A 21,724-nucleotide genomic window follows, 5' to 3' on the forward strand; every position below is an offset into this window, starting at 1 on the left:
CTGCACGAGCCGGCGTTGGCGATGGTCCGAAGTAACCGGCCGGCGTTACTCTCCGATGCCGCACCAGTCGATAGCCGTCAGCGCGAGCGTCTGTGCCGTTTCGACGAGCGATTCGATTTCGACGTACTCGTCGGCTCCGTGGATGTTCGCGCCGCGCGGACCGACCGAGGGACAGGGGATGTCGTAGTAGCGGTTGTAAAATCGCTCGTCATTCCCGCCGCTCCCGCCACCGAAGGTCGTTTGTCCGCCGGTGACCGTCTCCGCGTTCTCCCGCGCGACTCGGACGATTTCGTCGTCGGTATCAAGTTCGTGCGGCGCGGCGTTCCAGCCGAACCACTCGAGTTCGGGCGGGTGCTCGGCCAGCCACTCGTCGTTCTCGGTGACCGCTTGGATGGCCGCTTCCACCTCCGCCCGTACTTCTTCGCGCGTTTCGCCGGGCGGCCAGCCGATGCGTCCCTCCAAGACCGCGCTGGATGGAACCGTCGAGGGCCAGTCGCCGCCGTCGATAGCGCCAACGTTTAGATTGGTCTCGTGACCGTCGAGCTTCGGATTCTGCCGGACGGCCGGTTCGTACGAGATACGCGATTTTCGCTTTCGATCGAGTTCGTCGAGCGCCCGGTAAACCGTCGCCGCGTTCCCGATGGCGTTTACGCCGGCATAGCCTCGAGCCGCGTGTGCCGACGCTCCGGGAACGGTGACTCGGAAATACATGACGCCGGCGCTCGCCATCCCGATGTTCGGAAGCCCGGAAGGTTCGGCGATGATCGCCGCATCGGGCCGATACCCTCGCTCGAGGGCGGAGAGTACGCCCCCGGGGCCGCCGGCCTCCTCTTCGATGGTCGTCTGGAGCGTAAGGTCGCCCGCCAGGTCGATGCCGAGTTCGTCGAGCGCTTCGAAAGCGATGACGATGGACGCGACGCCGCCGAGCATGTCGTTGCTTCCGCGCCCGTAGAGGCGGCCGTCTTCGACGGTCGCGGTCCACGGATCGTCGGTCCATTCATCGTCATCGACCGGAACGACATCGACGTGGCCACTGAGCGTCAGTGAGCGACCGTCGCCGACGCCGTCTTTGGTCGCTGCGACGTTCGGTCGGGCCTCGTATCCATACTCCGCGTAGGACGACGTCTCGAAAAATCCGGGGTGGTCTCTTAGTTCGTCGGCGTTGGGTTCCCACGTATCGACGTCGAGGCCACGGGAGTCCAACCGCGAAGCAATGACCTCCTGAGCGGGTTTTTCGTTTCCGGTAACGGGCCGCTGGTCGATGAGTTCACCGAGGAGATCGATGAGGTCGTCGCGTTTGTCCTCGATACGCTCTTGGAGAATCGTCCTGTCCTCTGCAATCATCCATCGTGGTGTGTAATACCACAACATATACGTCTTTCTCTGCTCGGCACTATCGGTTGAACATCGTCGCTGGGAACCATATCGAAAATTATCTATTTATCCTTCCTCCGCCATAGTATTGTAGAAACTATACATTATATCCTTGACGTTCGCCGACTGCTACCCCACAAGTTTCACCAGCGGTCAACTCGCATTGTAACGTCTGAAACCGCACTTTGATCGGGTTTCGGTCCAGATGGGCGGGGAGTCTCCACACGCTTGATCGAGAGAGTGAGCGAGAGAGTGAAATGGGATAATCGGAGCTAGTAGCGGAAAATGAGACTCCAGTAGTCAGTTTCTCGGTCACTCTACGTGGGTATGCAGCGGCCGGAACGGCACTACGCCGTTTACAGACTGCAAAAGCAAACGCGGGCTCGAGTGGTGTCCGATTGCAGTAGACTCCCAAGTCCAGTTCCAGATATTCTTAACAGAAATAGTATTTATCTATTCCGTACATAAGTGTTAGATGCTGCAGACTACTTCGTGAGTGTATCGTTTAGCAGGCGCAAAACCCACAACGTAGGTCGTGGGTGAATGTCACCCGACGAGGTTCTGAAGCGTCAGAACGACGAAGAGCAGAATCACCGCTTCGGAGATGAGCCAGGAGTTGTCGTTCATCCAGTCGCGAATCCCCGGGAGGGCGGCTTCCGCTCGCTCGCCCAGTACGAACAGGCTGAGCGACGGAAACGCTAGGATTAACAGCGTGAGCAGGACGAATCCGGCCGCGTCCGTGACCGGGTCGCCGTTCGCCGCGAGGTAGGTGCCGACGCTCGTCGAGGTGACGATGTCGGTCGGAAAAAAGCCTAATAGGAGAAATCCCAGTCGAAACGAGAACTGCGGCGTCGCGGTGGTCAGTTTTCCCATCCACGCCGGTGGGTCTGATACGTTTCGCTTTCGGTAGGTATCCACCGCTGCGTAGACGAGGAGGACGAGGACGGTGAGGTAAAGTAGTTGCTTTGCGCTTGCACCGAACAGGCTGCCGCCGCCACCGAGACTGTTCCCGACGAGGTACGCGATGACGACGACGAGACTGATCGAGAGAGATGCACCGAAGACGTACGCCGTCGAGTTCGCTCGCCACTGGTCGCTCGTAGCGAGGAAGATTGGAGTGAGTATCTGTGGCCTCGCTATCATCACGATGGCCAGCGGCAGAACCTCCAGGAGACTCACGGTTCGTACTCGCCGTGGGCTGATTCGGTCCGTCGAACGACCCTTCCGTTTTCGTGAACGCGTACATCGTACACCATCATTGTGCCTCGATCGCGGACTAGTACGCCGGGAAACGCAATTAGTATTGGTGTAGTAACACTATCTCTCTGCTTGCCCAGTTCCGATGTCGGTCCGGTCTCCCTCGGACGAGGTGACGTCCTCCCAGCTGCCGACGTTCTCAGCGAACTCGTCGAGCGTGTGCTCGAGTTCGACATCGACGCGCTCGCGCTCGGGATCGGCCAGCACCGGAAGGATCAGCCGGACGAACGTCACGATGAATACCATCAGGAACGGGCCGAGGAAGATACCCGACCAGCCGAACAACGGCGGACCGAACAGATAGGCGAACATGACGAGCCCGGTGTTGAGTAGTCGCCCGGAGAGGAACGGCCGGATGTAGGTTCGCACGAGGTTGTCGAACGCGACGATCATAACCGCGAGAAACGCAAGCGGGAACCAGAGGAGTCGCGGATCGACCGTCGCCGCCTGAACTGCAAGCGTCCCGGCGATCACGAAGTAGACGACAGAGCGGCCGACGAGCGGGACGAGCGTGAACAGACCTGTGACGACGGCGAACAACACCGCCGAAGGGATCGCCAGTCCGCCGGGCGCGACGACGTTAAACAGCGTGTAGATGATCGCCGAGAGGACGATGACCGCGAAGATCGTCATCGTGTAGCCGAAGTAGATCGACCCCAGTCCGCGATCGATGGCCGAGAGGTACTCGGTCGCCAGGCTGTCCTCGCCGAACACGTTCGATTCGAACCAGTCGGCGATGTCGCGGTCGCTGACCAACAGGAAAAACGCGATCAGCAGCGAGATGAACATGTTGAACAACACCGCGCCGAGAGCGCCAATCGCCTGCCCGACGGAACCGAGCATGGTCTGGACCGACGGGTTCTGGATCAGAACGACCGTCGTGTCGTACACCTCTGCGGGGGTGTTCGGGAGGTCCGTGATCCGAACCGGTAGCTGTGCGAGGATTCCCTCGACCGGTAGGTTCGCGACTGCGGTCACCAGTTGCTCGAGCGCGACGAACAAAATCGCACCGATCACCACCACGATCGGGACGACGATCAGAAGCAGCGTCAGTGCCGCGACGAGCGTCGGCGAGGCGATGCGCCGCTCGAGTCGCCGCGTGATGGGCCGTGCGACGTAGTAGACGAACAGTCCGAAGACGAGCCACGGGAGATAGCGGTCAACGACGAGTCCCAACACGGCCAGTAACGCAGCGCCCAGAATCCACCATCCGAGGCGTTCGCGGGCCGCCCAGACGCGGACGTTCCGGATCGGTGAGTCAGGGTCGTTCATAGGTACTGTTACCACAGTGGCGGTATTGACGAATTCGTCATCTCACACTGAATTACCGGGAAACGAGCGGTCGAGGGCGACGTAGCCGTGTTCGGTCGGAACGTCTGTTCGCGTTCACGCTTTAAGCACGGCGGCACCGTACCGGCGGTATGCGGCTCGTTCAGGTGCTGATTCCGGACGGCAACCGTCGATCGGTCATAGAGACGTTAGACGACCGAGAGATCGATTACGCCGTATTCGAAGAGACCGGCCGCGGTGACTTCGAGGCGCTGGTCCAGTTCCCGGTGCCGCCGACCGGCGTCGAACCCGTCCTCGAGGACCTGCGGGCCGCCGGCGTCAGCGAGAGTGCGTACACGATCGTCCTTCCGACCGAGACCGTCGTTTCCGAGCGGCTCGAGGCGTTGCAGGCGCTCTATCCCGGTGATCGCCTCTCGCGGGAGGAGTTGAAGGCGAACGCACAGAGCCTCGCGCCGGAACTGTCGACGTATTTCGCGTTCATCGTTTTGAGCACCGTCATCGCGACGGGAGGACTGTTGCTCAATTCCACAGCCACCATCATCGGTGCGATGGTCGTCGCGCCGTTGATGGGACCGGCGATCACCGCAAGCGCCGGCAGCGTTCTCGCCGATCGTGACCTCGCGACGCGGGGCATCGCACTGCAGGTCGCCGGCCTGCTGTTGGCGGTCGCCGTCGCCGCCGCGCTCGGTGCGTTACTGAAAGGATCGGTGATCGTCCCACCGGGGACCGACATTCGGACGATCCCGCAGGTCGCCGAGCGGACGAGTCCGAACTTCCTCGCTCTGTTCATCGCCTTTGGCTCGGGGATCGCCGGCGCGATCAGCGTCTCGCGCGGGTCGGGGTCGACGCTGGTAGGCGTCGCGATCGCGGTCGCGCTCATTCCACCCGCAGGCACGGCGGGACTGGGCATCGCCTGGGGATTCGGAGGAGTGGCCGCGAGCGCCTCGGTGCTGGTGTTGGTCAACCTCCTGTCGATCAATCTCTCTGCGCTCGCGATCTTCTGGTTCAGCGGCTACCGACCCGAACTGCCGGACCAACGGAAGACCGTGCACACAGCGGTACGCAGACGTGGTGCGATCCTCGTCGTCGCGCTCGTCGGACTGTCGGTCGTGCTCGGACTGGTCACGTTCGCCTCGTACCAGACGACGACGTTCGAACATCAGGCCACCGTGGAAACGGAGCGGTTCTTCGACGACGCCGTCCCCTTGGGGTACGAACTTGAGTCCGTGGCGGTGGACTACGACTCACAGGACGTCCTCCTCGGAAACGACCCGACCGTCTCGGTCGTCGTCGGACAGTCGAACGCCACAGCCGTTCCGCCGGACTTCGCAGATCGTCTCGATCGTCACCTCGAGGACACAACCGGTGAGAATGTCGGCGTACGAGTCGGGTTCGTCGTCGCTCAGGAGTCCGAACCGATCCCCGTGACGACCGGGACGCACATGCCGTAGAACATATTACGACGCCAGGAGAAACCGGATATCCGAATCGAGCCTCTCATGTCCCCGACTCTTTCATGCCTCTCAAAAACTGGCGAAAAGCTGGTCTTTCAAATCGGCGTACCGATCCGAGTACTTGCGCCGAGGGTCCATTTCGGTACACTTCGATTGCGGCTGGTCGGGCACTCGTAGTAACGGCAGTTTCATTCATACCCTACACATGGTTGTTCTACAATACTTCTAGTGAGGGTCCGGTCAGAGCGATCGTACTGTCCGTCTTCCGTGAGATGAGGTTTATATCCTATGACAGCGTACTTATGATTGGTCATGAACATCAAGTGGTCAGCAGTTGTAATCGGATTCGTAGTGACGCTCGTACTCGGGTTCATCAGCGGTATCCTCTACGTGGGATCGGAAGCATCGGCCGTGGTCCTGTACTGGGGTACCATCGGTGTTCTCGGGGGCCTTACCGCCGGCTACCTCGTTGGTGGAACGATGACGTCCGGTGCGCTCCACGGCGGTCTCGCGACCGTCTTCGGATCGCTTCTCCTGTTAGCCGTTGCGGCGTTTACGACGCTCCTGTTCGCGGGCGTCGTCCCGACGTTCGGCGTGGTCGCCTTCGGCTTGCTCATGCTCGCGTTCTACGCCATCCCCGGCGTGCTCGGTGGCGCGATCGGATCGTGGGCCAAGGGCCGCCGGACCACCGAGGAGATGGTCGGTACGCGGGCCTGACCGACTACCGGACACCACCCTTTTTATATCGACGCGTAGCAGCCGTTCTTCCAACGAATCACATCGGCTCCGCTCGACCGTGGACTCCCCCGGTCCGATCGTCTCTCAGTCGGGACCGCGGGGCGGATTGCTCAGGCGGTGAACACGGGGATCTCGAGCGAGCCGACTACTCGGTTCGTAATTGAGCCGATCAGCGGCTTATCGGGGTCCGAACGCCCGCGTTTACCCATGACGACGAGATCGATATCGTGTTCGTCGACGTACTCGAGGATGGCCTCGACGGGCGTGTTCGCCTTGACCGTCGTAACGCAGTCGACTCCGGCGTCCGCCGCGAGGTCGTCGATCTCCGAGACGAACGTGTGGCCCTTTTTCTCGAGGCGACGCCGCGTCTGCGCGATGTCGCTCGGGACCGCGACGTAGTCGGCATCGCCCATGTCCATCGCGTACAGCGCGTGGAGGGTCGCGTCGTTTCGTCGTGCGAACGCGATCGCCTGCGCGGCCCCATCACGGGCGGCTTTGCTACCGTCTGTTGGAACGAGGATGTCATCGAATTCCTGTGGATTGTCCATAGGGAACACACTACGCCAAAGTAGGTGATTCTTGCCCCCACTTTCGAGGCCGCCGCCAGTCAAACCGTCAACATCGGATCATGTGGGTGCTCAGCCTCCAACGACTGCCGGGCGCGAATTAGCGGTCCGTCTCGGTCTGCCGTCGGCGTCAGCGAAGTCGCTCTCACCGTCCGTACACGGCGGGTAGCCTTTTTTGCACTCCTCGGTGAGCGTCAGGACATGTCAGTCGACGAATTACAAGCGTACGGGCTGGAGAAGATGAACGATACCGAAATTCGAAGTTTCCTGTCGACCCAGAACACGGGCGTTCTCGGTCTCCCGGAGGAGGACGCCCCGTATCTCCTTCCGCTGACGTACGGTTACGACGGCGAGACGCGGCTCTACTTTACGTTCCTCCTCGGCACTAGCAGCCGGAAGCGAGCGTTGAGCCAGGCGGCGGACACCGCGAGCTTCCTCGTCTTCAAGGTCGACACGATGTACAACTGGGAGAGCACCCTCCTGCGAGGGTCGATTACCGAGGTCTCCGAAACGGAGTGGGACTCGCTCGAGGAGGTTCTCAGCGAGACGTGGCGGCCAGAACTGTTCGACACGGTGACTCTCTCGGGCGAGGTCTCCGTCTACGAGTTCGAAATCGACGAGCAGACGGGGATCAAACATCAGGGGCTGCCACCCGCGTTCCAAACGACGGACGAATCGCAGTGACTGAGCGGCGGGCGCTCCACGACGGGGACCTACAGCCGAGAACCGACCGGGCGCGGAACCCTCGAGCGTGACCCAGATCGGTTCACGTCCACTTTCACCGCGCTTGGCTCCCGCTTACCTTCGATCCGACCGTTCATAGCGGCGTGACTCGCGGTGCGCTCCCGACGGCGCGACCGCGAGCGGAAGACCCCGGTCGGCGGACCGCGGATCGTTCCCGCGGCGGGGCTTCGGGCGACCACCCGACACACACCATGCCCGACGAAACGACAGCCACGGACGGCGGATCGACAAGCAAGTACGCCGGCAACCCGGACGGCGAGCGATTCACGAAGATTCGCACTGCCGAGTACGACCGCGTCAACGAGTTCCTCAAAGAGCGGACCGCGTTCACCGCTCGAGAGTGGGCGATCGCCCGCGCCTGTCAGGACTTCCGCACTCCGACGGGCGTGCCGATGGAAACGGTCGGCGAGCACCTCCCCGAGATCGTCCCGTTTATGGAGGAGACGTACTCGGGACAGTCGGTCGGCAGCGCGAAACACCGCTTCGACGAGAAGGTACAACGGGCCGCGAACACGATGCTGTACGGAGCACTCTCCGGGTTCTACACGGCCGACGAACTCGACGAGATCCTCTACGAGGCCGTCGAGACGGCGACGCTCCTGATCGAAACGGAAGGCGGCACGCTCGACCTTGAGACGGAACAGCGCGTCGAGTCGCAACTCGCCGCGTCCATGCACGACGTCCGCGCGACGAGCCGGGAGGTAGCGGCCGAACTCGCGGCCGAGGGCGAGTCCGATGGGGCTGCGGACGCCGAGAGCGAGGACTGACCGGCGCTCGAGAGCGACGCACTCGCGACTCGACCTCGCGACGTGACCGACCGGCAATGCCGCGGTGCGCGCTCGCCGCATCTTGCCGCCCATACGCCTATGTGTCGAGCGAGCGTAGCGTGCGCTGATGACGACGAATACCCCCGACGCGACGTTTCACCGCTCGACGGATCTCGACGCGGAGACCCCGACGCTGATCGAGGGGTTGCCGGGGCACGGCCTGGTTGCCTCGATCGCCGTCGATCAGATCACCGAACAACTGGAACTCGAGCAATACGGTGCGATTCGGTCGGCTTCCCTGCCGTCCGTCGCGTCGTTCGCGGACGGGCTCGTCCAGGACGCGGTACGCGTCTACGGGGGGACGGATCCCGACATCATGACGCTCCAGAGCGACGTGCCGATCCCGGAGGAGGCGTTCGACGATCTGGGTCGGTGCGTGCTGACAGACCTCGCCGACGATGTCGGCCGGGCGATTTTCCTGGCCGGTGCCCCCGCCCAGTCGGAGGAGCAACAGGGAGATGTCGTCGGCGTCGCAACGACCGAGGCGTTGCGGGCCGAACTCGAGGCGGCCGATATCGAGATCGCGGACGACTCCGGTGCCGTCGGCGGGGTCACCGGGGCACTCGTGACCGCGTGCTACCAGGCCGACGTGCCGGCAGCGCTGTTGCTCGTGCGGGCGAATCCGCGCCTTCCGGACCCGGCCGCGGCGCGGTCGGTGATCGAGAACGCGCTCGAGCCGCTCGTCGACTTCGACATCGACACCGACGGACTCCGCGAGCAAGCGGCGGAGATTCAAAACCAGAAACAACAGATCGCACAGCAGGTCCAGCAGTCACAGGGTCAGCAAGACGAGTCCGCGCAGGTACGGGGAATGTTCCGATAAGCGTCTGCCAGTCGGTTACTGCAGCAGCGTCTACAGATCGATCCCGCCGTTGATGTCGATGACTTCGCCGGTGATGTAGCCCGACCGCTCGCCGGCGAGATAGCGGACGAGTCCCGCGATTTCGTTTACGGTAGCGAACCGCTCGAGCGGGATGTCGTCGCGCAGGTCGTCCTGAATCCCGTCGGGAATCGCTTCGACCATCTCGGTGCGCGTGAACCCGGGTGCGACGCAGTTCGCCGTCGCCCCCGACCCCGCTAGCTCGAGCGCGAGCGAGCGAGTGAAGCCGAAGAGCCCACTTTTCGCCGCCGCGTAATTGGCCTGACCGACGTTCCCCTGCTTGCCGACGACGCTCGAAATCGCGATCAGCCGGCCGTCGTCGGCGGTCTCGAGGTCGTCGTAGAACGCCTTGGTGCAGTTAAACGTTCCGTGGAGCGAAACGTCGAGGACGCGGTGCCAGTCCTCGCGGGTCATGTCGGCGAACGTGCGATCGCTCGTGATGCCCGCGTTGGTGACGAGGACGTCGATCGGCCCGACCGTCTCGCGGACGGCCTCGCGCATCGCGTCGACCTCGGACGGGTCGGTAACATCGGCCTGAATCGGACGGGCCGTTCCCTCGGTGTCGGCGTCGGTAATGGCGTCGGCGACCTCGTGAGCCGCGGCCTCCGACGATCGGTAGTTGACGATGATGGTCGCGCCGTGACGGCCCAACTCGCAGGCGATACCGCGGCCGATGCCGCGCGACGCGCCGGTGACCAGACACGTCTGGCCCGCGAGCGGCTGGCGCGACGGCCGTTCCACGTCGGCCGGCCGCTCGGCGCTCGTCGAGCTCATCGCCGTCCCTCCGGCTGTGTCGGCTGGTCGGACGGGACCGCACACGCGGCCGATCGTTCGTCCGTCTCGGCAGCGGCGAGCCACTCCTCGACGGTGTGTGTCCGCGTCTCGCCCGTGGCCGATTCCTCCGTGAACGGAACGACACCTCGAAGCGTCCCCTCGCCGGACGCGGTAGGCTCGTCCTCGTAGAGCGAAAGCGCCACCAGCGGCACTCGCACTCGCTCGCGCGAGTCACTCCCGATACCGAGCGGCGACGACGGCGTCTCCCGACGACGGAACGCCGGCTCGAGCGTCACGTCGCGTTGGGCGGCCCAGCGTTCGAACTCGGCGACCAGATCACGGCGGGCTGAACCACGGTCGTCGTTCGTCCCCGCGAGGGCCCGATGTGCCGGCGGCCAACGCTCGATCTGACAGTCGGCGACCCGACCGGTATCACGGAGGTGTCGTAGCCGCTCTACGACCGTTTCGATCGTTCCGGAGACGGCCGCGGGCACGGCAGACCGCACGTAACAGTCGACGCGAAGGGAGTCGTGCGGATCGATGTCGACAACGGGAGACGCCGCGAACTCACTCGACGACATACCCGTCCTCCGTCCGCCGGACGTGATCGGCATCGATGAGCGACTCGAGTACGGCAAAGAGCGTGAGCTTGGACAGTCCGAGCGACTGCCGGAGGTCGGTCGCCGTCGCCCCCTCGCTGACGAGGAGGGACAGGTACACGAGTTTGGCCTGTGGTGACGCGAGGTCGGTCGGCACCGCTACCCGTCGTTCGTCCGGGAACTGACTCGTTGACATCACCAATGGTGGCAACGACTTGTGATATAAAGATGGAGTGAGAAAAGTCCACAAGCGGCACACTAGACGACGATAGTGGTTCGGACCAGTCGGTAGTACCACCGAGACTGTCTATTCCCTCTATAGTTCTTGGAATGGATCGTGGACGAACGTATCAGGATGTGACGCGTTCTGTAGACGGTTTCGCCGTCGCAGGTCGCCATTGATGAGCGCGCTGTCACTCTCGCTGGTGACCAATCGTGGGCGCGTCTACAAAATCGCACTATCGGAGTCTCTGTCGCGAGTGTCTCCGCAATCATCGGTATGCGTCGAACGGCACGCGAGTCTCGGACGATGGGGTGGTTCGATCGCTTTTGGCACGGCCGTTCGGGTGCGAACGACAGAGCGGCGTCTCCCACGTAACAATCCGCATTCGTTGACGTTCGGCCTCGTGTACCTGTGTAGCCGTTTTACGGGACGACATCGTATAAGGCGATATGAGCAAGCGCATCCTCGTTCCGATGGACGGCGCACCGCTCTCCGAGAAGGCGCTCGAGGTGGCGCTTTCGGAGAACGACGACGCCGAGTTCACCGTCCTCCACGTGATCGACCCCGCCGATCCGGGATACAGCTATCCGATCGACGTCGACGTCACGAGAGAGCCCCTGCACGGCTCCGAAGCGTGGTACGAGCGCGCCGAGGAACTCGCGGACGACCTCTTCGAGGACGCACAGGAAACGGCGGCCGACTACGACGTCGAACTCGAGACCGAGCTCGTCGCGGGCACGCCGGCGCGTGTGATCGTCGATTACGCGGCGGATAACGACATCGACCACATCATTATGGGGAGCCACGGTCGTGACGAGGAATCGCGGATTCTCCTGGGGAGCGTCACCGAAACGGTGGCGTTCCGATCGCCGGTTCACGTGACTCTCGTCCGATAGCAACTCATTCGACGAACCGAGTGCCACACCCCCCACAGTCGGCGACGAACTCGCGTTCTGCGAGGGCGCGGAGTTCCATGTCGGCACCGCACTCCGGACAGGTCACGGTGCGCCAGTCTTCCCAGGTCTCGGCGTCGACGCGTTTCCAGGCACCGTCGTCGGACTCCTCGAGGTAGTCGGGATCGTGGTCGGCCATGGAGAGACGACGGTTCCGAAGGCGATAAACGTGCCTTCACGTTCGGTGCTCGACGCGTTCACTCGGCTCGCAGCCGGATTGGGATCCTGTCCGGGTCGCGTATTTCGATCGTCTCCTCGCGGTCTCGGACGGCGATATCGGTGTCGTCGAGACGCTGTCGGACCGTCGCGAGCACCGCCTCGTCCGGGACGACGAGTTCGAACCACGCCAGTCCGCGACCGTCAAGCGGTTCCGATCGACCGTTCCACGCGTTCAGACCGAGGTGATGGTGGTAGTCCCCGGCCGCGACGAACAACGCCGATCGGGAGTCCGTTTGAACGCCGAATCCCAACGTTTCGACGTAGAACGCGCGTGCGGCGTCGAGCGAGGACACCTCGAGGTGGACGTGTCCGACCGTCGTTCCGGACGGGACCGTCGCGGCCCCGTCAGACTGTGACGCGATAGCAGGGAGATCGAGCGCCTCCGTCCCGATCTGTACGGAGCCGTCGTCCGCGCGCGGCCACTCCGCTGTCGGCCGATCCCTGTAGATTTCGACCCCGTTATCCTCGGGGTCGGTGAGATACAGGGCCTCGCTCACGTAGTGGTCGGACGCCCCGCTGAGCTGCCACCGGTCGCGGATCCGCTCGAGCGCAGCGCCAAGCGCACTCCGCGACGGGACCTTGAACGCGGTATGGAACAGCCCCGCCTGCTCCCGGCGTCTCGGCGAGGCGGCCTCATCTCGTTTCAGGACGAGCAACGGCGTCCCGTCGGCACCGAGCGTCGCCGTCGTCTCGCTTCGCGCATGGACCGTGAGGCCGACGACGTCGCGATAGAAGTCGACCATGTCGTCGAGGTCGGTGACGAGCAATGCGGTGCGGCCGATTCGCGTAGCATCCGGAATGAGTGGTGTTTGCGTCATCGTGTCGATGTCTCGCTCGGGGACTTCGGGTGGCGTTCCGTTCAGAGAGACATTCGATTAGGGGATAGATGCTATGGTGTTGTGTGAGGCGGTGAGCCGTCGGTGGCCGACGCCGCTGTGTCGGCCCCCTCGATGAGTACGGTCGTCGGTGCGATTTCGAAATCGGCGCGGTCGATGACGGCGACTGATTCGTGCAGCGAGACAGTCGCCGTGCCCTTCCACAGAATCCCTCTCGAGGTTAGTTCAGTACAATGCTGGCCGTGGCTTTACGCAGATACGAATGTAAGTTTAACTTAGCCTTCTCGGAGTACGGTTCGTTACGGTATCGACTCCGTCGTCAGTTTTCGTCACCTTGGCGGCTCTGCTCGCTCGCGAGCGAGGGCGACGTTAGTCGCCCGCGAGGACGAACACCGGGATCGCCACGTCATCGGCGTCGACGTCGACGAACCGGACTGCGACGCGCGCGCCGACCGCCACCTCGTCGGGGTCGCAATCGACGTTCGTTACCATCCGTGGCCCCTCGTCCAGTTCGACGTAGGCCACGACGAGCGGGAGGTCGTCGTCGGGCCAGCCGCTCATGCTGCGGGCGACGGAGTAGGAGTAGACCTCGCCGGTGCCGGCGGCCTCGAGCCACGCGACGTCGTCGCTGAAGCAGTCCGGGCAGAGCGCGCGCGGATAGTGGTACGTGAGCCCGCAGTCCTGACACTCGCGAAGGAGGAGGCGACCGTCGGCGGCCGCTTCCCAGTAGCGTTCCGTTTCGGGCGTCACCTCGGGCACCGGCCGAGACTCGCTCATCGATCCTCACCTCCGAGGACGAGCGTCGCAGCGCCGTGGCGCGTCGCGATACTCCCGCCGGTTCCGTGGGCGAGCGCGATGTCGGCGTCGACCTGCACCTCGTCGTTGGTCTCCCCGCGAAGCTGGCGGACCGCCTCGATGACCTTCGTCATCCCGCCGCGGTTGGCCGGGTGGTTCGAACAGAGGCCGCCGCCGTCGGTGTTGAACGGCAGTTCACCGTCCGGCGCGCGAAGCGTTCCGCCCTCGACGAACGTCCCGCCGTCGCCTTTCGCACAGAAGCCGAGGTCCTCGAGCGCCTCGAGCACCGTGATGGTAAACGAGTCGTAGATCGACGCGTAGTCGACGTGTTCGGGGCCGAGTCCAGCCTCCTCGAAGGCGCGCGTCCCGGATTGCTCCGCGGCGGTCCGCGTGAGATCGATGCGGCCGGCGTCGTGGTGGCCGGTCGCTTCGCCGTGGCCGAGCACCTCGACGCAGGACCGCTCGAGGTGCGACCGAACGTCCTCGGAGACGACGAGCAGCGCGCCGCCGCCGTCCGAGATAACACAGCAGTCGAGGAGGTGAAGCGGATCGGCGACCATCCGCGACTCGAGGACGTCCGCGACGGCGACCGGCTCCTGGAACATCGCGTGCTCGTTGTACTGGGCGTGATGGGAGGCCGCGGCGCGGATCTCGGCGAGCTGTTCGCTCGTCGTCCCGTGTTCGTGCATGTGGCGCTGGGCGGCCATGCCGTACATAGTGACGTTGGTGACGCCGTAGACTCGCTCGAAGTTGTCCTGCATCGTCTGCAGATCGCGCACGCCAGAGCCGGTCGCCTGCCCGCGCGACCGGGGGCGGCCGGCGAGGGTAATCAGCGCCACGTCGCACTTGCCGTCGCGAATCGCGCTCGCGGCGTGGCCGACGTGGCTGACGTACGACGACCCGCCGTAGTCCGTCGTATCGGCGTAGGACGGCTCGAGCCCGAGGTAGTCGGCCATGATCAGCGGCGACAGTCCAGAGCCGTATTCCGGCACGCCGGCCGTGAAATACGCGTCCACGTCGTCCTTCTCGAGCCCCGCGTCCTCGAGGGCTCCCTTCGCGACCTCCGCGTGTAACTGCATCGTCGATTTGTCCGGTGCCTCCCTCGTCGGATGCTCGTACGCGCCGGCGATGTACACTGGCTCTTCGCTTGCCATCAGGTAGCAATTCTCGAGGGGGTCCGTAAGCGTTACCGGTCTGTCCGGAGACGAGTCGAGATAAGTATAAATAGACGGCACGGATAATCACGGGACCGAACAGTATGCGTACACGGTACTTCCGGCGCGCGTCGGGTGTGAGCGGATGAGCGACCGGCGGTCCCGCGTGGGCGTCTTCCTCGCGTGTTTTCTTGGTTCGGTCGGGGCGAACGCGTATATGATCGCCCCGGCGAGCATCGTCCCGCTGCTCGTGGCGGCGTTCGACGTCGACAAGGCGGGCGCAGGCGTCGCTATCAGCGCGGCCGTGTTGGGGTCCGTTCTCGTCCAGATCCCGTTCGGGTTTCTGATGGATCGCTACGATAACCGCCCGCTGATGACCGCCGGGACGGCCGTGTTCGTGCCGGTCGCGATCGCGGGCTCGTTCGCGACGGCGTATCCGGTCTTTCTCGCGAGTCGAGCCGTCGCCGGACTCGCCGGCGGTGCGGTGTTCGTCCTCGGCACCAACGTCGTTGCGCAGGTGTTCGCCGGGAAGCGCCAGGGGGTCGTGACGACGGTGTTCATCGCGAGCGCTCCGCTTGGATTCGCGATCAGCCAGTTCGGCGGGCCGCTCCTCGCGGACGCGTTCGGCTGGCGAACCGCGTTCGTCGCGTATCCGCTCGTCTCGGCGGTGGGGTATCTCGTCTTTCGCCTCTCGCGACCGCCGGCGATCCGAACCGGCGACCGGATTACGCCGCGAGAGTTCGGCCACGCGTTGCGAAATCGAGCGGTACTGCTCGTCTCCTTCTCGGGATTTTGCTCGTACCTCCTCTATATCTTCATGAACTCGTGGATGCCGACGTACGCGACGGAGCGATTGCCCCTCTCGCTGGGTGAAGCAGGAGCGATAACGGCGCTGTTGCCCGCCGTCGGCATGGTGGCCCGACCCGTCGGCGGCTGGCTCTCCGACTACGTCGGCTACCGGCGGCGGCTGATCGTCGTCTGCTCGCTCGCCTTCGCGCTCCCGGCGTTCTTCGTCGTCTCGCGGAGCATCTCGATCGCCCTCTTCTCGCTCGTGATGCTCAGTGTCGGATTCTCGCTCCAGTTCGGCATGGGCGTCTACTACGTCTACACGCGGGAACTCGCTGCCGACGGACGCGGCGGGACGAGCCTCGCCGTGTTCACGTCGATCGCGTTCAGCGGGACGCTCGTCTCTCCGACGCTCGGCGGCTGGCTGATCGGCGCGTTCTCCTGGCAGACGACGTTTCTCCTCTACGCGCTCATCGGCGTCGTCGGAATCGGCCTGCTGTTTCTCACCCGCGACTCGAGTCCGGGTCCGACCGGCTGAGCGTCGCGGTCCCGCGTCGACACCGCTCTCGGCGTCCGCCGCGATCGGACTCTCGACCGCTTCACGGCGAGTCGCCTCGAGGAGTGACCGAGAGGGGGTAAGGCAGATTCCTGACAGCCAAGTGTCAGCTATATGGCCGCAGAGTCCGTAGTAGTCACCGCATCATGTCAACCGTAACCGAAACCCCAGCACGGAGCGGGCGCTCGCTCGTCCGGCGCGGCCTGCTCGCAGTTCTGCTCTCGGTTCTCAGCACTGCAGGTCTCCTCGCGGTCGCTCGGGCAGTCCGAATCGCGCCGGGCTTCGAACCGCTCACCTGGCCGTCGGTGATCTCGTTTACGGTCATCGGTGCCGTCGGCGCAGTCGTCGTCTACTGGCTCCTCGCCCGCCTGTCCGACAGCCCGGAGAGGACGTTCACGATCGTCGCCGCCGTCGTCCTCGTTCTCTCGTACATCCCCGATTTCGTCTTGCTCTCCGAGGACGAGAACGCGACGATACTCGGCGTCGCCGCGTTGCTGCTCATGCACACCGCCGTCGCCGCTGTCTGCGTCGCCGTTCTGACGAGACGGACGGGCTGATATAGTCCACTAAAAGTCGGTTCCGGCGTCCTCCGGAAGCGGGTTCGGGGAGCCGTACCCAGATACAGCAGACCGTAGAACCGACGGCGACGGTGCTCGTCGGGAGTGGGCAAGACGCGAGGCTACGGACACGGGCGGCACCGCGGCATCTCTCGAGCGCGCCACCGCCGACGCGTCGGCTATACGATCGTGACGGGCCGGTCGGCGGTGAGGATCACGTCCTGCGTAACGCTGCCGAACACCGCCTTCCCGACCGCCGATCGCTTCCGGCCGGGGATAACGATGAGGTCGGCGTCGACCGACTCGGCGTACTCGACGATCTCGTCCGCCGGGTCGCCGTGGCGGCGCTCGAGGTCGACCGCGACGTCGGCCGCCGCCAACCGATCGCGAACGGTCAGCACCGAGTCGGGGTACTCGTCTTCGTCGTAGAACTCGTCGGAACGGACGTTAGCCCCTTCGTCGACCGCTTTGAACTCCTTGAACACGTTCACGATCGAGACGGTGACGTCGTCGAGATCGGCGTCGAGGCCGTCGTCGTCGCCGAGAGCCGTGACGAACGCCGCCGCGGTCTCGCCTCGCGTCTCGTCTTCGTCGACCGGAACGACGATGTGGTACATATTCTCAACCAATGGTTCGAATTCCAGGCACATAACCGTGTACGCGAGCGCCGCGCTCTCTCCGCACTCGGCCTCGCTCGAGATGCAGTGCGATGGGAGCCGACCGGGCGGGGTAGCCACCGTCAGGCGAGGTCGCCGAGCCCGTCGCGTTTCAGGCTGGACGCGATCTGGTTCTTTTGAACTTCGTCGGTCCCGGCCGCGAGCCGCCGGGCGCGGGCGAGCCGGTAGAGATATTCGAGGGGGTGGCCCTGCTGGTAGCCGTTTGCGCCGTGGACCTGCAGCGCCTCGCTGACAACGCTCTCGACCATCTGGCTCGAGTAGAGCTTGGCCATTGATGCGTCGCGGCGGTCGGGGATGCGGCCCTGTTCGTGGGCCCGCACCGCCGCGCGGTGGGTGAGCGCTCGCGAGGCTTCAAGTTCCGTGGCGGCGTCGGCGAGCTTCCACTCGATCCCCTGGAAGTCGCCGATCGGCTGGTCGAACTGCACTCGGTCCTGTGCGTACTCGAGGGCCTTCTCGAGGGCGCAGCTGGCGATCGCGTTCGCGAGCGTCGAGCTACCCAGGCGCTCCCAGTTGAGCGCCCGGAGCTGGTTTTTGAACCCCTCCGAGCCGCGCGTGACGACGTTCTCCGCGGGGACAGTCACGTCCGCCATCGTGAAGTGGGTCTGGTGGTGGCCCGCCATGTTTTCGTAATGGTGCTGGATCTCGACGCCGTCCCAGTCGAACTCGACGATCACGGAGCCAAGCCCCTCGGGGAATGTCGTCCAGATCAGGGCCGCGCTCGAGTCCTCGACGTGGCTCACCCAGGTCTTCTCGCCGTTCAGCACCAGTTCGGAGCCGTCCTCCTCGATTCGCGTCCCCATCGAACCGACGTCGGAGCCGGCCTCCGGTTCGGAGATGCCGATGGCGACGTTGTCCTCGCCGGCGAGCACCGGCGGTAGATACCGTTCTTTGGCCGCTTCGGTCCCGAACAGTTCGATGGCCCGCGGTGCGACGAGTTGCATGTTGTAGAGCAACTCGGCGGTGTCGGGACAGACACGACCCACGGCCTCCATGACGAGGATCGCGTCGAGTTCGGTCATCCCGCCGCCGCCGTACTCCTCCGGGAAGTTCACGCCGAGAAACCCCTGTTCGGCGAGGGTCTGGACGTTCTCCCACGGCGACTCAGTACCCCAATCGAACGCCTTGTCGGCGAACTCTCGTTCCGCGATATCTTCGACGGCCGAGACGAGTAGCTCCTGCTCGGGACTGAGCGAGATCATGCGGACCGATATCGCGGCCATTGATATCAATATGCGGGCCTCGGCAGAGAAGCGAACCGAGACCTCGAGCATGAGTGGTCGACCGCGGGACTGACCGCTCCGTCACTCCGTACTACAAATGCTATCATTCCACAAGGCATTTCTCGGCCGACGACATCGAGGGCGGTATGAAGCCGTTGGACGATCTCACCGTCGTCGACCTGACACAGTCGATCGCCGGCCCGATGTGTACACAGCTGCTCGCCGAGATGGGTGCGACCGTCCTAAAAGTCGAGCCACCGGACGGCGACACCTTTCGCCACATCATGGACGGCAATATGTTTGCGCCGTTCAACCACGGCAAGCAGAGCCTCTGCGTCGATCTCAAGACCGACGGGGGCGAATCGATCGTCACCGATCTCATGGACGAGGCCGACGTGATCGTCGAGAGTTTCCGCCCCGGCGTCCTCGAGACGTTCGACCTCGATTACGAATCGGTGACGGAACGAAACGAGGACGTGATTTACTGCTCGCTGTCCGGGTTCGGTCGAATCGGGCCGTATCAGTCCTACCCCGGCTACGATCCCTGCGTTCAGGCGGTGTCGGGACTGATGGCGATCACCGGCTATCGCGACCGGCCGCCGGTCCGGATCCGCGCGAGCCTCATCGACTGCGGAACGGGCGCGAACGCCGCGTTCGCGATCATGGCCGCCGTCCGCCAGCGCGATCGGGGCGGCGGAGGCACTCACATCGACATCTCGCTGTTCGACGTGGCGGTCTCGTGGATGTCCTACTGGATCGCAAACTACGATCAGACGGGCGACCTTCCGGAGCGGGCCGGCGGCAGTGGGATCGGCAGCGCGCCAAACGGCGTCTTCCCGACGGGCGACGGCCATCTCTACGTCGCGGCGATCTCGGAAGCGATGTACGAACGCCTCTGTTCGGTCCTCGACCGACCCGACTTGCTCGAGGACGAGCGGTTTCGGACGATCGACGACCGCCTCGACCACCGCGAGGCGCTTCGGGACGAACTGATGCCGACGTTCGAGGAGTACACGTCGGCCGACCTCGAGCGGACGCTGCTCGAGGCGGGAATCCCGGCGGGGGCCGTCCAGACCGTCGCGGACCTCGTCGAGACCGACGACCACGCCGCGGCGCGCTCGTCGCTGGTCGAGTCCTACAATCCGGAAGTCGACGAACCGGTCGTGACGGCGGCGCTGCCGTTTCGCTTCAGTTCGGCCATCCACGACGGCGAGTTCTCTTCGCTGCCGCCGAAGAAGGGCGAACACACCGACGACGTGCTGGCGGCCCTCTCGTACTCCGAGCGCGAAATCGAGACCCTCCACGACGCCGGCGCGGTCAGCTCGAGCTCGTAGCTCCGCCGAACTCGGTCTTCGGGAACCGGGAGCGTCCCGCCCGCGAGGGCGGCCGGGAGCGCAACCGTCATCGCACCCGTCTCTCTCGAGCCGGTGAACCACCCGTCGCCGGCCACGTCCTCGGCTCGCCCGCACCGGCGGACGGTCCTCCGTCACCGCCGTGATTCGTCGCTGTGATTCGTACTCGAGTTTCGCAAGTGTGACGACCCCGGCACGGCTCGGGACGCGTACTGACAGATGAGGTGGCGATATCGATATACGGTGTTGACGCTCTGTACGTTCGCGTTCTTTGCGACGATGGTCGCTCGGCTTGCGGTCAGTCCCGTCGTGCCCGCGATCACCGACGATTTCGGCATCGGGAACACCGTCGTCGGGATTGCGCTGACGGGCATGTGGATGGCGTACGCGCTGATGCAGTTTCCGAGCGGGATTCTGGCCGACCGGTTCGGCGAGCGGTCGATCGTCCTGCTCTCGGTCGGCGGGACGACCGTCATGAGCCTTCTGCTCGCGATATCGCCGTTCTACGCCCTGTTCGTCCTCTCGATAGTCGTACTCGGGGGCGTCGCTGGGCTCCACTACAGCGCTGCGACGACCCTCCTCGGCCGAACGTACGAGAATCTCGGGTTCGCGATCGGCGTTCACACGATCGGCTCGTCGGCGGCGGGGTTGGTCGCTCCGGTCGCGGCGGCCTGGATCAGCGTCCGTTACGGCTGGCGGCCGGCGGTCGCGGTCAGTGCAGCGATCGCCGCCCCGATCTTCTTGCTGTTCGTCTGGCGCGTCCGTCCCACCGAGCCCCACCGACCCGACCAGCCACTCCGAGAGCGAGTTCGGCTCGCGGAACTCGCGAACATCCTCGGCAAGCCCGAGATCGCGTTCACCGTCGTCATCGCGTCGGTCGGCGCATTCGTCTGGCAGGGGACGGCCTCGTTTCTCCCGACCTTTCTCGTCGAATACCGCGGTATGTCGTCGACGACGGCCGGCGTCGTGTTCTCCGCGTACTTCGTCGTCCAGTCGATCGTCAAGCCCGGCATCGGCTCGCTGTCGGACCGCTTCGGTCGCGACGTGACGACCTTCGGCTGCATGGTGTGCAGCGTCGCCGGGCTCGGACTGTTCGTCGCCGTCCCCGGCATCGTCGGCGTCGCCGTCGGCCTCGTATTGATCGCGAACGGCCTGAGCTGGGCGGTCGCCGTCGAACCCCGCTTTATGGACAATATGACCGAGGCCGAGCGCGGGGCCGGCTTCGGCCTCGTCCGGACGACCTACCTCACCGTCGCCTCGCTTGGCTCGGTCGCAGTCGGCTTCTTCGCCGACACCTTCGGCTGGGCGGTCTCGTTCGGAATGCTGATGGCCCTGTTGGCGGCCGTCGCCGTCGCGCTGGCCGTCAACTGGGCGTTCGATCTCGGCTACTGACCCCTCGGTTCCGTCTGTTCGGTCTGTGGCTGCGATTCGCCCCGTCGAACTGCGCCCCGCTCGCGTACGTGTGTGACTCCCCGTCGACTCCGTCGACTCGTGTTTCGGCGGTACGCTACCGGTGACTCCAAACCAGTTTGAAAACTGTCTAATAGCAGCTTTTATCACTTAAGCATCATACGGAACAGCGTTCGAACTGCCGCAGATTTCGTCTCGGAACCGCACCCGTAATCGGTCATGCAGCCGTGACCTGTGCTGTCGAACCGGCGGGTACACGGCGTCTTCGGCGGACGGGCCGTTCGCAGTTCAGTGGAACGCAGCGAAATGAGTGCCGCTGTTCGAGTTAAACAGAACGTTCGGGAGAACAGGTACGCCCCAAACTCTGACTGACAACGGCGTGCAATCGGCGGTTCAAATCTCCGTGACCCACTCGTCGACCGCGACGCGCCTCGGTAGGGCACCGGCTATGACTGGCGGCCGATTTTCGCATTCGATTCGGAT

23 protein-coding genes are annotated in these 21,724 nt (G+C 64.3%); 10 read left to right on the forward strand and 13 right to left on the reverse strand.

The window, feature by feature from the left end; translation table 11 throughout:
- Positions 1-45: 45 nt before the first annotated feature.
- From ACJ70B_RS02930 to ACJ70B_RS02940, 3 genes are all read right to left on the reverse strand, one after another.
- Positions 46-1,344 carry an ArgE/DapE family deacylase gene (locus ACJ70B_RS02930; protein ID WP_408958923.1) on the reverse strand — a complete coding sequence of 433 codons (1,299 nt, stop codon included), beginning with the start codon at positions 1,342-1,344 and terminating at the stop codon, positions 46-48.
- A gap of 576 nt (positions 1,345-1,920) precedes the next feature.
- On the reverse strand, positions 1,921-2,553 hold the full coding sequence (locus tag ACJ70B_RS02935; protein WP_408958924.1) for a GAP family protein: 633 nt from the start codon (positions 2,551-2,553) through the stop codon (positions 1,921-1,923).
- A gap of 138 nt (positions 2,554-2,691) precedes the next feature.
- The gene (locus ACJ70B_RS02940) at positions 2,692-3,903 is read right to left on the reverse strand and encodes an AI-2E family transporter (protein ID WP_408958925.1); all 1,212 of its coding nucleotides are present in this window, start codon (positions 3,901-3,903) and stop codon (positions 2,692-2,694) included.
- A 149-nt stretch (positions 3,904-4,052) separates the two neighbouring features.
- Here ACJ70B_RS02940 and ACJ70B_RS02945 point away from each other — a divergent pair, with 149 nt between their 5' ends.
- Both ACJ70B_RS02945 and ACJ70B_RS02950 read left to right on the forward strand, forming a co-directional pair.
- A complete protein-coding gene (locus tag ACJ70B_RS02945) occupies positions 4,053-5,372 on the forward strand; it encodes a TIGR00341 family protein (RefSeq protein ID WP_408958926.1) in 1,320 nt (439 codons plus the stop codon).
- Positions 5,373-5,687: 315 nt separating this feature from the next.
- On the forward strand, positions 5,688-6,092 hold the full coding sequence (locus ACJ70B_RS02950; RefSeq protein ID WP_408958927.1) for a DUF5518 domain-containing protein: 405 nt from the start codon (positions 5,688-5,690) through the stop codon (positions 6,090-6,092).
- Between the two features lie 131 nt (positions 6,093-6,223).
- On the opposite strand, the gene ACJ70B_RS02955 is transcribed toward ACJ70B_RS02950, so the two are convergent.
- Entirely contained in the window at positions 6,224-6,661 is a 438-nt protein-coding gene (locus ACJ70B_RS02955) for a universal stress protein (RefSeq protein ID WP_408958928.1), read from the reverse strand.
- A 219-nt stretch (positions 6,662-6,880) separates the two neighbouring features.
- Here ACJ70B_RS02955 and ACJ70B_RS02960 point away from each other — a divergent pair, with 219 nt between their 5' ends.
- From ACJ70B_RS02960 to ACJ70B_RS02970, 3 genes are all read left to right on the forward strand, one after another.
- Positions 6,881-7,363 (forward strand): pyridoxamine 5'-phosphate oxidase family protein, encoded by a 483-nt coding sequence (locus tag ACJ70B_RS02960; protein ID WP_408958929.1) that lies wholly within the window; start codon positions 6,881-6,883, stop codon positions 7,361-7,363.
- A gap of 251 nt (positions 7,364-7,614) precedes the next feature.
- Positions 7,615-8,190 carry a DUF5806 family protein gene (locus ACJ70B_RS02965; protein WP_408958930.1) on the forward strand — a complete coding sequence of 192 codons (576 nt, stop codon included), beginning with the start codon at positions 7,615-7,617 and terminating at the stop codon, positions 8,188-8,190.
- Between the two features lie 127 nt (positions 8,191-8,317).
- On the forward strand, positions 8,318-9,073 hold the full coding sequence (locus ACJ70B_RS02970; protein WP_408958931.1) for a proteasome assembly chaperone family protein: 756 nt from the start codon (positions 8,318-8,320) through the stop codon (positions 9,071-9,073).
- Positions 9,074-9,103: 30 nt separating this feature from the next.
- On the opposite strand, the gene fabG is transcribed toward ACJ70B_RS02970, so the two are convergent.
- The 3 genes from fabG to ACJ70B_RS02985 are packed head-to-tail and all read right to left on the reverse strand — an operon-like array spanning position 9,104 to position 10,699.
- The gene (fabG, locus tag ACJ70B_RS02975; RefSeq protein WP_408958932.1) at positions 9,104-9,904 is read right to left on the reverse strand and encodes a 3-oxoacyl-ACP reductase FabG; all 801 of its coding nucleotides are present in this window, start codon (positions 9,902-9,904) and stop codon (positions 9,104-9,106) included.
- On the reverse strand, positions 9,901-10,485 hold the full coding sequence (locus ACJ70B_RS02980) for an HTH domain-containing protein (protein WP_408958933.1): 585 nt from the start codon (positions 10,483-10,485) through the stop codon (positions 9,901-9,903). Before ACJ70B_RS02980 ends, fabG begins: the two co-directional genes overlap by 4 nt.
- Positions 10,472-10,699 (reverse strand): helix-turn-helix domain-containing protein, encoded by a 228-nt coding sequence (locus tag ACJ70B_RS02985; protein WP_408958934.1) that lies wholly within the window; start codon positions 10,697-10,699, stop codon positions 10,472-10,474. Before ACJ70B_RS02985 ends, ACJ70B_RS02980 begins: the two co-directional genes overlap by 14 nt.
- Before the next feature lie 476 nt (positions 10,700-11,175).
- Between ACJ70B_RS02985 and ACJ70B_RS02990 the strand changes: the two genes are divergently transcribed.
- A complete protein-coding gene (locus ACJ70B_RS02990; protein ID WP_408958935.1) occupies positions 11,176-11,622 on the forward strand; it encodes a universal stress protein in 447 nt (148 codons plus the stop codon).
- A 4-nt stretch (positions 11,623-11,626) separates the two neighbouring features.
- On the opposite strand, the gene ACJ70B_RS02995 is transcribed toward ACJ70B_RS02990, so the two are convergent.
- The 4 genes from ACJ70B_RS02995 to ACJ70B_RS03010 all read right to left on the reverse strand — a co-directional run bounded on the left by ACJ70B_RS02995 (position 11,627) and on the right by ACJ70B_RS03010 (position 14,683).
- Positions 11,627-11,818, reverse strand: a complete 192-nt coding sequence (locus ACJ70B_RS02995; RefSeq protein ID WP_408958936.1) for a hypothetical protein — start codon at positions 11,816-11,818, stop codon at positions 11,627-11,629.
- Positions 11,819-11,876: 58 nt separating this feature from the next.
- Complete coding sequence (locus tag ACJ70B_RS03000; protein ID WP_408958937.1) at positions 11,877-12,716, reverse strand: VOC family protein; 840 nt, start codon at positions 12,714-12,716, stop codon at positions 11,877-11,879.
- Positions 12,717-13,103: 387 nt separating this feature from the next.
- Positions 13,104-13,511, reverse strand: a complete 408-nt coding sequence (locus ACJ70B_RS03005; RefSeq protein WP_408958938.1) for a Zn-ribbon domain-containing OB-fold protein — start codon at positions 13,509-13,511, stop codon at positions 13,104-13,106.
- Positions 13,508-14,683, reverse strand: coding sequence for a thiolase domain-containing protein (locus ACJ70B_RS03010; protein WP_408958939.1), 1,176 nt, complete (start codon positions 14,681-14,683; stop codon positions 13,508-13,510). Before ACJ70B_RS03010 ends, ACJ70B_RS03005 begins: the two co-directional genes overlap by 4 nt.
- Positions 14,684-14,828: 145 nt before the next feature.
- Here ACJ70B_RS03010 and ACJ70B_RS03015 point away from each other — a divergent pair, with 145 nt between their 5' ends.
- Both ACJ70B_RS03015 and ACJ70B_RS03020 read left to right on the forward strand, forming a co-directional pair.
- Positions 14,829-16,007 (forward strand): nitrate/nitrite transporter, encoded by a 1,179-nt coding sequence (locus ACJ70B_RS03015; protein ID WP_408958940.1) that lies wholly within the window; start codon positions 14,829-14,831, stop codon positions 16,005-16,007.
- Between the two features lie 164 nt (positions 16,008-16,171).
- The gene (locus ACJ70B_RS03020; protein ID WP_408958941.1) at positions 16,172-16,582 is read left to right on the forward strand and encodes a DUF6069 family protein; all 411 of its coding nucleotides are present in this window, start codon (positions 16,172-16,174) and stop codon (positions 16,580-16,582) included.
- Positions 16,583-16,761: 179 nt separating this feature from the next.
- Here ACJ70B_RS03020 and ACJ70B_RS03025 read toward each other — a convergent pair whose 3' ends face one another.
- Positions 16,762-17,199 carry a universal stress protein gene (locus ACJ70B_RS03025; protein WP_408958942.1) on the reverse strand — a complete coding sequence of 146 codons (438 nt, stop codon included), beginning with the start codon at positions 17,197-17,199 and terminating at the stop codon, positions 16,762-16,764.
- Between the two features lie 122 nt (positions 17,200-17,321).
- Positions 17,322-18,458 (reverse strand): acyl-CoA dehydrogenase family protein, encoded by a 1,137-nt coding sequence (locus tag ACJ70B_RS03030; RefSeq protein WP_408958943.1) that lies wholly within the window; start codon positions 18,456-18,458, stop codon positions 17,322-17,324.
- Between the two features lie 167 nt (positions 18,459-18,625).
- On the opposite strand from ACJ70B_RS03030, the gene ACJ70B_RS03035 reads away from it, so the two are divergent.
- Positions 18,626-19,813, forward strand: a complete 1,188-nt coding sequence (locus ACJ70B_RS03035) for a CaiB/BaiF CoA transferase family protein (protein WP_408958944.1) — start codon at positions 18,626-18,628, stop codon at positions 19,811-19,813.
- A 237-nt stretch (positions 19,814-20,050) separates the two neighbouring features.
- A complete protein-coding gene (locus tag ACJ70B_RS03040; RefSeq protein WP_408958945.1) occupies positions 20,051-21,223 on the forward strand; it encodes an MFS transporter in 1,173 nt (390 codons plus the stop codon).
- Positions 21,224-21,724: the final 501 nt, after the last annotated feature.

It is taken from the genome of Natrinema sp. 74, assembly GCF_046097095.1.
GTDB lineage: Archaea > Halobacteriota > Halobacteria > Halobacteriales > Natrialbaceae > Natrinema.